This is a genomic window from Geothrix campi (assembly GCF_024609265.1).
GTDB classification, from domain to species: Bacteria; Acidobacteriota; Holophagae; order Holophagales; family Holophagaceae; genus Geothrix; species Geothrix campi.
Map to the genome: position 1 here is coordinate 1,712,342 of NZ_JANHMP010000001.1, position 11,047 is coordinate 1,723,388.

General features: G+C 54.4%; 11 protein-coding genes. All 11 read right to left on the reverse strand.

What is annotated here, in order from left to right; all coding sequences use genetic code 11:
• Positions 1-17: 17 nt before the first annotated feature.
• The 11 genes from NOV65_RS07880 to NOV65_RS07930 all read right to left on the reverse strand — a co-directional run bounded on the left by NOV65_RS07880 (position 18) and on the right by NOV65_RS07930 (position 10,973).
• Positions 18-989, reverse strand: a complete 972-nt coding sequence (locus NOV65_RS07880) for a glycosyltransferase (protein ID WP_257305585.1) — start codon at positions 987-989, stop codon at positions 18-20.
• A gap of 162 nt (positions 990-1,151) precedes the next feature.
• Entirely contained in the window at positions 1,152-2,684 is a 1,533-nt protein-coding gene (locus NOV65_RS07885; protein ID WP_257305587.1) for a lipopolysaccharide biosynthesis protein, read from the reverse strand.
• Positions 2,685-2,942: 258 nt separating this feature from the next.
• Entirely contained in the window at positions 2,943-3,392 is a 450-nt protein-coding gene (locus tag NOV65_RS07890) for a GNAT family N-acetyltransferase (RefSeq protein ID WP_257305588.1), read from the reverse strand.
• A gap of 202 nt (positions 3,393-3,594) precedes the next feature.
• Positions 3,595-4,326 carry a WbqC family protein gene (locus tag NOV65_RS07895; protein ID WP_257305590.1) on the reverse strand — a complete coding sequence of 244 codons (732 nt, stop codon included), beginning with the start codon at positions 4,324-4,326 and terminating at the stop codon, positions 3,595-3,597.
• An 8-nt stretch (positions 4,327-4,334) separates the two neighbouring features.
• On the reverse strand, positions 4,335-5,441 hold the full coding sequence (locus NOV65_RS07900; protein ID WP_257305592.1) for a DegT/DnrJ/EryC1/StrS family aminotransferase: 1,107 nt from the start codon (positions 5,439-5,441) through the stop codon (positions 4,335-4,337).
• Positions 5,442-5,479: 38 nt separating this feature from the next.
• Entirely contained in the window at positions 5,480-6,481 is a 1,002-nt protein-coding gene (gene rfbB, locus NOV65_RS07905; RefSeq protein ID WP_257305594.1) for a dTDP-glucose 4,6-dehydratase, read from the reverse strand.
• Positions 6,482-6,637: 156 nt separating this feature from the next.
• Entirely contained in the window at positions 6,638-7,486 is an 849-nt protein-coding gene (gene rfbD / locus NOV65_RS07910) for a dTDP-4-dehydrorhamnose reductase (protein ID WP_257305596.1), read from the reverse strand.
• A gap of 625 nt (positions 7,487-8,111) precedes the next feature.
• The gene (locus NOV65_RS07915) at positions 8,112-8,507 is read right to left on the reverse strand and encodes a GxxExxY protein (protein ID WP_257305598.1); all 396 of its coding nucleotides are present in this window, start codon (positions 8,505-8,507) and stop codon (positions 8,112-8,114) included.
• 239 nt (positions 8,508-8,746) lie between these two features.
• On the reverse strand, positions 8,747-9,247 hold the full coding sequence (locus NOV65_RS07920) for a dTDP-4-dehydrorhamnose 3,5-epimerase family protein (protein ID WP_257305600.1): 501 nt from the start codon (positions 9,245-9,247) through the stop codon (positions 8,747-8,749).
• 2 nt (positions 9,248-9,249) lie between these two features.
• Positions 9,250-9,993: a sugar phosphate nucleotidyltransferase gene (locus NOV65_RS07925; RefSeq protein ID WP_257305602.1), complete on the reverse strand. Its 744-nt coding sequence runs from the start codon at positions 9,991-9,993 to the stop codon at positions 9,250-9,252.
• A gap of 2 nt (positions 9,994-9,995) precedes the next feature.
• Positions 9,996-10,973: a GumC domain-containing protein gene (locus tag NOV65_RS07930; protein ID WP_257305604.1), complete on the reverse strand. Its 978-nt coding sequence runs from the start codon at positions 10,971-10,973 to the stop codon at positions 9,996-9,998.
• Between the last annotated feature and the right edge of the window lie 74 nt (positions 10,974-11,047).

The window sequence follows — 11,047 nt, forward strand, 5'->3', positions numbered from 1 at the left end:
GGTGAACTATATACGTGCTACGGACGGGGGGTTCGATATAAAATACGTTGGCCTTTTGGTTGTTTGAGGCTGTCAATGATTTGGGAGATTTTACGACCTACGACAGCAAAAATCGCGAATGCAAGCAATCTGATTTTCTTATTTGGTAAGCTTTTCAGGACTGTGCGAATCCACTGGATGACTGAAATCCCTGGTTTCTTGTGGCTAAGATAGGCAAAACACCCACTCAAAAATCGTGCCTTGGCGCGATGTATACTTTTTTCGTTCGCTATACCGTTACAGCCCTCAATGGCATTCCAATAGAGTCGAAGGGTGAGAGCCGTTTGAGTGGCCACTGCTGACAGGGGTGCGCCCACTCTGTAGACGGCATAGGGCTGCGATAGGACTGCCAATTGACCGCAGCGACCGAATCCTAAATGTAGTGAATAATCCAAAAATGGAGGATTTGCATCTATCACAATGTTGCGGTGCATTGATCGATATACTAGCGAACAGTGCGGCAAATAATTGCCTCTTCTGAGAAGGTATCCTAGGTCGATGATCGCGGGAGATTCATCAAAGAACCGCCCGATGGTCTCCCCTTGCTCATTCACGGCAATCGCATTCGAGTACACAGCCGCGCAGTCCTCGTGGCTCTTCAGAAAAGACACCTGAGCAGCCAGTTTCCCTGCCAACCAATAGTCATCTCCATCGAGGTGGGCAATAAATTCTCCCTTAGTAATTCGCACTAATTGCTGATAATTTGCGCTAGCTCCTTGATTTTTAGCTGCCGTGATTACACGTAGCCTATCTGGAAATCGATTAACGATACGCTCAATAATATGACGAGTCTCATCGGTAGATGCATCATCCCCTACAAGTATCTCTATAGGGAAATCGACCTCTTGCCCTAGGACACTCAGTAAACATTTTTCGATGTAAGCTGCCTGATTGTATGTGACCACACATACAGAAACGACAGGCAATGAATTATTCATACCGTGATTCATATATCGAGACCGCCCACAAAAAACATTATCCTCACAATTAAACGGAACCACAAGTCACAATGTATCATGTCGACCCGATCAAATATGTCGCATTGAATTATATATATCGTCTTTATTTTTATTTAATTTACAGCCTTATCCGGTTTTTAATTATCAACCCGTTCAATTGGGTTTCAAATCTGGAGGAACGCCTGTTGTATGCCTAATCCATAGATCTTTAACTCGTGCTCTGAAATAGGATGACCCTAGCAGAGCTGTCACCAGCAGGCCGGAACCAAGAACGATGGCGACCAGCAACGCCGTCGATCGGCCCCCCGGCCAAATCACCATCCCATGCAAAATATAGCCGAGGACCAAAGGCCCAGCCACAATCGGAACGATGTCCGTTAGGAGCCATAATGCATGGATATCCTTTAGGAACCTATGATGTACCACGGGCGTCCACAGCAGAAAGGATAAGATATTCGAACCAAGCCATACCCACCCTGCCCCCGTGGCACCGTGGAGCCCAACAGCCCATATGAGGCTAGGGATCAGAACAACTACGAACATTATGTTTCCTAGCAGGTGTAGTTTCAGGTCACCTTTGGCGAACTGGATGTAGTAAGGGAAGGCGGCCAAAGCCATAAACCCATTCCCTAGGGCGTAGAGGCGCAGCACAGGCGCAGCCTGATGGGCTATGTCGGGGCGCCCCGTCCAGGCCCACAACACCTGTTCGGGGAAAAACGCCAGCATCAAGGCTGCTGGCACGGCAGCTACGGCTACGGCCTGAGTGCCGCGGCGATAAAGAGCCACCAACTCTCCCTCATCCCCCTCCGCAACCAGACGGGCTAGCCGGGGGAGGAGAACCCCGCTTACCGGCCCGATGACCACTAGGATTCCACTTGCCACTAGAATTGCCAAAGAGAAATAGGCGTATTCGGTTAGTGGAAGCAACTTTGAAAGCACCAACTTGTCCGTCTGAGTTACAAATACCCATATCGAACCAGTGAAAGCAATACTCAGCGAGAAACCGAGGCTAGCCCTTAACGGTTTCCAGTCCCAGGGGACCAATGGCGCGCAATTTGACGCAGGAAGCAATCGGTAAGTCTTGGATATAAGCGTTACGACTTCTACCCCAGCCACCAAAAGCTGAAACCCGAAAAAATGAACTGGACGCGTCCCCACCCAGCGAAATACGAGGATCACCAATAAGAATCGTGCGCTAGCAATAATGACATTAAAACTATTGAGCCATACCAGGCGTTCGAATCCATTGATGGCCCCTCTATATAACCCGCAGATCCAACGAAGAGCCACAATAATGGCCATAAGCACAATGGATTGCTGAACCTCAATTAATGATAAATGTTGAACCTTTAACCAGCCACGAGCGATGTGACCCGACTCGAGCGCTAGAAAGAGGCCGCCGATAAAGGCAATGGCGATGAAAAATCCCTCAAGGGCCCGAAGCAGACGCCGCAGTCCAAGTGCATCTACCGCCCCCCCTTGGAACCGAGCTGTCTCCCGCACCAAGGTGGGGGTGAGTCCGACATCCAGCAGCTGAAACCAAGACTGCATTAGCGTGAAGAATCCAACCAAACCGTATGCTTCGGCCCCCATATATTTTACATAAACTGGAACCATAACAATACCAATGACAGTCAAGTAGAACTGGCCAATATAGTTAGCGACGACATTTTTTTTGAGGGACATCAGCACACGCTCGCGACAGAATGGAATAAAATTGGGTTATTTCAGGCCAATGAAGACCGCCAGATGAATCTTGTCTTGTTTCCCCAGGGGAGCATGGGTTTTGTTTCTCGGCCGTGCCCAATATCCAAGATCTATCCCTCCGGGAGGGAATGTGTGACACAAAATGGAAGATAGCAGAAATTTCTAGTTATCCGATCAATTTATATCTATAATACATTCATATACTTAGCTTGATGTATTGCATTTTCTCATTCACTCCTATTTTTTGGGCCTCACCCAGGTCATGTTCACCAAGCCATCCTCACAGTTCTGATTCTCAAATCCCATCTTGCGGTAGAGACTCAAGGCGACATAATTGCCTTCTTCTACCTGGAGATTAACTCTGAAAAACTGATTGGTTCGTGCGTAATCTAGGGCTGAAGCCATTAACACTCGCGCCACCCCTCTTCCCACCCAATCAGGAACGATGCTTACTGAAGTTATAAATCCAATTGCTGACTGTTTGTCATTAAAATAGGCTGCGACTAGGCCCACGAGCCGAGTCCCATCCCATGCTTCGAAGGTTACAGCATGCTTCCTGATCTTTTCAGCGTAACTCGTGAGATCTACGCGCGCGCTAAGGGCCGAGGAGAAGGACGCATCACACTCTCTGAGATGCGAAAGTATGTCTGCATCCGTGGCTCGCCCAGATCTGAATTCGAGGGTCATTGAATATACTCCAGCACCATCAGCCCGAATACACCTCGGATTCGCCCAAGGAGAGATAGCAATCAATACATATCGTAAACGATTTTAAGGAGACCGATGTGGTGGCCCCTTGATTGAATCCCCTTGACTCCCGGTTGTCTTACGACAACCTTCTGACCAACTACATTCCTTCGTTTTTTCCAGTGGAACAACCGTTGACTCCCTATTGAATAAAATCGTACCGAGTCAGAAGTTTCTTTAATTTCTCAGGCTCATTAAACATCAAGACATCTAAAATTGACAGCCATGGAACAAACTGTTGCCCGAACTGCGGATATTCGATCGAGAGAGTCTGGATGAATTGGAGATCGACGCCCTCGGCAAAGAAGGCCTCTCGGGAATATAATTGTCTACCTCCGATGGAGTTTATATATGTGGTAGCCCCCAAATGCTTACAGATTGCCAGCACCTTATCTTGGGATTTTAAAGTATGATCTATATTTAGTGTAGATGATGGAATTATTCGTGTATGAATTCCAGTTATTCGGCAGATCTCTTCCACCGAATGATAAATAAATCCAAAAAGATTGGATTCTGAATAATTAATCAAGCCCTCAATGAGAGGAAATATCTCGGCAAAATGTGGTGCCTTACGGTACGCCTCGCGAAGCCGATTGAGCAACTTTTTGCGATCAAAATCCTCCGCAATATGCCGATCTCTCACATCTAGGGAATCGCTTTCTTTCTTAATCGGGATGGCGAAATCAGCAGCCTCTCCGCTTACAAGGAACCTATTACGATTAATCCATCCCTTCTTTGTGTACTTGATGTTATCGTAAATGACAAACAGATCCACTGCTTCGATTAACTGGAAGTACCCGATGTAGGGTAAAAAGTAGGGCTGCATTATGGCAACTCTTAATTTCTCCTGATTGTGTATTGAATCACCTTTCATAATGTCGCTCAACGGGTCGCAATAAAATCGGTGATTTCTTCAAGGACTGACATTTCTAAGCCTGGAAAGATAGGTAGGCAAAGTACTTTCTGCGCTGCTGAGTTTGCAACAGGAAGGTTATTCGGATGGGCGGAGGATAAGCTCTTATACATCGGGAAATTGGAAATCAGTGGGTAGAAGTAACGCCGAGGATGTATGTTGAGGGCCTTTAGGCCTGAGTAAAGATCATCGCGGCTGACGGGGTAGTCAGCTTCCACAAGGATAGGGAAATACGAATAGTTCGGCACTCGTTCTCCGGTAGTGTCCAAACAGCGGATCCCTCGGATTCGATGCAATCGCTCCCGGTAAGCCCGGTCGATGACTCTGCGTTCTTCGATAGCCCGGCCGACGTAATTTAACTGATGTAATCCCAATGCGGCGTTGAATTCACTCATCTTCCCATTAATGCCAGGTGCCACCACGGTGACCTCGTCCACATAGCCAAAATTCTTCAACTGGTCGATTCGAGTCTTGCTCCTAGCATCTGGGCAGACTATGGCCCCGCCCTCGAAGGTATTAAAGACCTTGGTTGCATGGAAACTAAGAATGGACAGGTCGCCGTGGCGCAGGATGCTTCCCTCATCGTCTTCCACGCCGAAGGCATGGGCCGCATCGTAAATCACTTTGAGATTGTAGTTATCCGCGATGCGTTGGATGGCCCCGGTGTCACAAGGGTGGCCATAACAATGAACCGGCATGATGGCGGTAGTGTGAGGCGTGATGGCCGATTCGATGAGGTCCGGATTTAGATTCAGCGTGTCGGGATCAATATCCACGAATACGGGCCGAATGCCGTTCCAGAGCAGGGAGTGAGAAGTCGCCACGAAAGAATATGGTGTTGTGATGACCTCGCCAGTAACACGAAGGGCCTGTAACGCGGTGACCAAAGCGATCGTAGCGTTGGTGAAGAGCGAGACATGAGTCACACCGAGGTAGCTACAGAGAGCGGTTTCGAGCTGTTGATGGAAAGGACCTCCATTGGTCAGAACCTTGTTGTCCCATATCTGTTGAAGCGAAGGGATTAATTCTTCCAGTGGTGGAAGATATGGACGCGTTACATAAATGGGTCGATTCATATTGTCCACTCCAGACATCTCGCGGGACTCCAACCCACTCATGGCCGCGGAACCATGGTCGCCGCCATGGCCCCCAGGTACCAACGGACAGTCTCTGCCAAACCCTCTGGGAATGTGACCGTTGCAGACCAGCCGAGTTCTGACCGGATCTTCCCCGCATCAATGGCGTACCGGCGGTCATGCCCGGCGCGGTCTAGGACGAAGGTCTTCAGATTGCGGCTGGTGCCCTGGGGACGGCCCAGGTGCTGGTCCACCAAGTCGCAGAGGAGGTCCACCAGGGCGAGGTTGGTCTGCTCATTGTCGCCACCCACGCAGTAGGTCTCGCCAGCCACCCCCTTCAGCATGACGGTTTCCAAAGCCGCACAGTGGTCTTCCACGAAGAGCCAATCACGCACGTTCAGGCCGTCGCCGTAGATGGGGATGGGCTCGCCCTTGGCCAGGCGGGTGATGGCGAGGGGGATGAGCTTCTCGGGGTGCTGGCGCGGGCCGTAGTTGTTGGAGCAGTTGGTCGTCACCACGTTCAGGCCGTAGGTGTGGTGGTAGGCCCGCACCAGGTGGTCGCTGCCGGCCTTGCTGGCGCTGTAGGGGCTGTTGGGGGCGTAGGCCATGGCCTCGTGGAACTTGCCGGTCGCGCCCAGGGAGCCGTAGACCTCGTCGGTGCTGATGTGGAGGAAGCGGCAATCCGGCTGCCCGGCCCAGGCCTGGCGGGCGGCCTCCAGCATGGCGAAGGTGCCGCCCAGGTTGGTCTGGATGAAGGCCGCGGGGCCGGTGATGCTGCGGTCCACATGGCTTTCCGCCGCCAGGTGGAAGACCTTGGTGACGCCATGCTTCTCGAGGAGGTGGCGCGCCAACTCCAGGTTCTGGATGTCGCCCACCACCAGCTCCACGCCCTCGAGGCCTTCGATCTGCTTGGGATCGGCCGCGTAGGTGAGCTTGTCCAGCACGAGGATACGGTCCCCGGGGTGGTTGCGGTGCCAGCGATGCACCAGGTTGCTGCCGATGAAGCCCGCGCCGCCGGTGATGAGGATGGTTTCAGACATGGAATCTCACAAAAGATGAAAGGCTATGGGAGCCACAGATGAATGCTTTCATTTTTATCGGTGTTCATCGGTGGGCATCGGTGGCTCCTCTTTTTTGCCGTGGAATGCCAAGGGAAAGCGATTTGAAACCACCGATGAACACCGATGAAAGACTTTTTATCTGTGTCCATCGGTGGTTCCTTCTTCAAGGACTTCAAGAAGGGCCTCGTGCCAGTCGGGCATGAGGTCGGGGCCGAGGGTGCGGCGGTGGGCGCCATCCAGCACGGAGTAGGCGGGTCGGCGGGCGGGGGTGGGGTAGTCGGCGGTGGTGCAGGGGCTGAGGTCGGCGGCGAGGCCCTTGGCGGCGAAGATCGCCTGGGCGAAGCCGTGCCAAGTGGTCTCGCCGGCGCAGGTGGTGTGGACGAGGCCCTGCCAGCCCTGCTCGGCGGCCACCTGGAGCTGGCGGGCCAGGGCCCGGCAGGTGGTGGGGGCGCCCCGCTGGTCGGCCACCACGCGCAGGGGCCGGCCCTGGGCGGCGGCGTTCAGCATGGTGTTGAGGAAGTTCTTGCCCCAGGCATCGTAGAGCCAGCTGGTGCGGGCGATGAAGTGCCGGGAACAGCGGGCGGCCTGGCGCTCGCCTTCGAGCTTGGTGCGGCCGTAGACCGACACCGGATTCGTGGGGTCGTCCTCCCGGTAGGGGCGGGTGCCCATGCCGTCGAAGACGTAATCCGTGCTGATCTGGATGAGCATGGCCCCCTGCTCCTCGCAGGCCTCCGCCAGCCAGCCCACGGCGGTGGCGTTGATGAGGTGGGCCAGGTCCGCTTCGGATTCGCAGCGATCCACCTGGGTGAAGGCGCCGCAGTTGACCACCACATCAGGGCGAACCGTGGAAACCACCGACTGAATGGCGGTTTGCTGGCTCAGGTCCAACACGGATTCCTCGGGCAGGACCAGGTCGTGCTCCCTCCAGATCAGGCGAATGGCATGGGCCAGCTGGCCAGAGGCGCCCGTGACGAGGACCTTCATGACAAGCCACCGAAAGAAAGAGCGGTCACTGAAAGAAAGAGGGAAGAAGCCACCGATGAACACCGATGGACACCGATAAAAGAAGCACGCTTTGTTCTTACTCTTTTATGCGGTTGGTTTGCGGTGTTTATCGCTGTGTATCGGTGGCTTGAAAAAGAACTTTTGGCCACCGATGGACAATGATGGACACCGATAAAATAGGTGCGCTGTGTTCTTGCTCTTTTATGCGGTTGGCTTGCGGTGTTTATCGGTGTGTATCGGTGGCTTGAAAATGAGCTTTTGGCCGCCGATGAACACCGATGGACACCGATAAAAGAAGTACGCTTTGTTCTTGCTCTTTTATGCGGTTGGCTTGCGGTGTTTATCGGTGTGTATCGGTGGCTTGAAAAAGAACTTTTGGCCACCGATGAACACCGATGGACACCGATAAAATAGGTGCGCTGTGTTCTTGCTCTTTTATGTGGTTGGCTTGCGGTGTTTATCGGTGTGTATCGGTGGCTTGCAAAAGGACTTTTGGCCACCGATGAACACTGATGAACACTGATGAAAGCAGTGCATCTGGTTCTCATTCTATTGTGCGGTTTGCTTGCGGTGTTCGTTGGTTTGTGTCGGTGGCTGGAGGGCTTCATAGGGAGAGCCTTCGGATCTGGAGTTTGGGGGTGCCGAAGTTGATGAGCAGGCAGGTGTGGATTCCGGTGGCTTTGAGGTAGTTCAGGCATTGGGCTACATGAATGTCTTCCAGCGCCTTGCATGCCTTCAGCTCGATCAGAAGGCGCCCCTCGACCTTCAGATCTGTCACATAGTCGCCCACCACTGTGCCGTCGTAATGCACTGTGATTCCCACTTGCTGCTCGACCTTCAGGCCCGTCTTCCGGAGCTCGTGGGCGAGGGCATTCTCGTAGACCTTCTCCAGAAATCCAGAGCCCAGCGCATTCGCCACCGTGAAGGCACACTTGATGACAGCCTCCGACAGAGGGTCGTGTTCGTAGTTCGCGCCACTCCCTGGGGTCTGGGAATCCATGATTGCCACAGAGGCTTCCTTAAATAAGAGCGATTGAACGCTGGCACGCACGTTTCAGCAATGTCGTGCCAGCTGACTTTGTTGACAAAACTGAAAGGAACCACCGATAAACACCGATGAACACCGCAAAAGATAAAAGAAGGAAGACAACCAAAATAGCCTTATCAGTATTTATCGGTGTTCATCAGTGTTCATCGGTGGCTAATTTCTTTTTTCATTGTAGTTATTAGAACCCATTATCACAGGCTTGCTCTTCGTGCGCGCTCGTCCTGCACGAACGGGTTCTCGGGGTCGTCTTCGTGGCGGATCTCGTCGATGGGTTCGGCTTTGCCCTTGCCCATGAACAGCCGATCGGGGCAGTTGATGACGAAGCCGGGCTCGGCGCTGATGCAGCGGTAGCAGTGGACCACGCCCTTGGGGATGATGGCGGAACCAGGGTTGTTGGCACCCATGGCCAGTTCCATGCGGTTCCGGTAAGTGGGGCTGTCCGGGCGGTTATCCCAGAGGGTGAGCTTGAAGTCGCCAGGACCCACCCAGCAGAAGAGGTCGGCCTGGTCGACGTGCTCGTGGGGCCCGCGCAGCACGCCGGGGTTCGTGACGCTCACATAGGCCATTTCGGGCCGGAACCGGGCGGGCAGCTCGTCATGCCGGAAGATTTCCGCCAGCCAGCCGCGCTCGTCCACGAACTTGCGGAAGGGCGTGATCACCACGCCCTCGATGGGGCCTTTCTGGAATGCCATGCCTAGTCCCTCCCGTTGGCCTGGGGGAAGGGCGTGGGTTCGCCCAGGGCCAGCTCGTTGGCGTGGGCCAGGCTCGGGAAGGTGCCGGCATCCGTCCACCAGCCCTGGAAGGTGCCGAAGCTCAGCTGGCCTTTGGCGATGTAGGCGTTGTTCACGTCGGTGATCTCCATCTCGCCGCGGCCCGACGGCCGCACGGTGCGGATGATGTCGAACACGGTGGCGTCGTAGAAGTAGATGCCGGTCACGGAGAGGTTCGACTTCGGCTGCTTGGGCTTCTCCTCGATGCCCAACACCTTGCCATCCTTCACCTCGGCCACGCCATAGCGCTGGGGATCCTCCACGGGCTTCAGGAGGATGCGGGCCCCCTGCCCCTGCTGCTCAAAGGCCGCGACCTCGGGCTGCAGGCTGTCCTGGAAGATGTTATCGCCCAGGATCACGCAGACGGGTGAGCCGCCCGCGAAGTTCTCCGCCAGCCCCAGGGCCTGGGCGATGCCCCCGGCCTCGTCCTGCACCTTGTAGGTGAAGCGGCAGCCGAAATCCTTGCCGGAGCCCATCAGTGCCACCACGTCACCCATGTGCTCGGTGCCGGTGACGATGAGGATCTCCTTGATCCCCGCCTCGCGGAGCTTCCACAGCGGGTGCCAGATCATGGGAGCCATCCCCACCGGCAGCAGGTGCTTGTTGGTCACCTTGGTCAGCGGGAAGAGACGGGAGCCTGTGCCCCCGGCGAGAACAACGCCCTTCATGATTACTCCTGGACAGGGGTTAAGGTTTTAACTTCATCAGCTAGGAGCCGCGCCCGCACCCACTCACGGTTGAGCCATGCCCACCTGCCCGCCCCCACAAGGAAAGTGACCAACAAGACGATCACAGATCTGGACGGTTTGCTCTTCTCGATGGGTAGGTTACCTGGATCCAACACATTGAGGATTGGGATATCGTTCTTGGCATCGAGGAGGGCCTGCTCCCTGTTCATGGCAAGAGTGCTGACAAGCTGTCGGCGAAGATTGAGTTCTGCTTCCAGGCGGGCGCCTCGGAGGCGTACCGCTGGATCGGCACTCATTTGATAATTGCGGTTGGATTCCAGGAATACGCGGAACGCGGCTTCGACCTGATCCATCTCCTTGCGGGCATCCCCCAGACGGGCTTCAGCGAAGGAGGCTTTCTCGCTCCCCCGCGTCCGACTGTTCTGAATCACGAACTGATTGAGCAAGTCCGTGGCGCGGCGGACGATTTGCTGGGACAACTCGGGAGAGTTGGTCTCGGCGCTGAGCGTGATGACACTGGACTTGAGATCCTTGGTCGCGTTCAGGATCTTGTCGAGCGATTTGAGCGCTCTATCTGTATTTTTTTCATCTAGATAGGTGTAGAGCGTCTCCTGATGAAGCTTCTCGGAACCGAACCGCCAGGACCGGACCTGGAAGCGGAACTCGGACTTGAGCAGATTCTCCCCCAGCCAGCGGCTGTTCAGGATGTCCACGAAGTTGGCATCGCTGCCGCCCGAACCACCGATGCCGACTCCGAATGCCGCGGCGGCGGCGGCGAGGCTGCCCAAGTTGCCTGTGACCGAAGCATCCACCGGCAGAAGCCGGGCCTCGGACTTGTAGTAGTTCGGCATGAAAAGGCTGATGAGGGCCGTCAGTAAACCCGCCACAAAGGCCCACCGGAGCGGCTTCTTCAGGCTGGACTTGAGGTTCAGGACCGGGGGTTCAGGCAGGACGGGCATAAGCGCATAGATTATCAGAATCTCCCTAGAGACCGCCCCTTATGGCCTGTGCTGACAGACACAAAAGCAAGGGC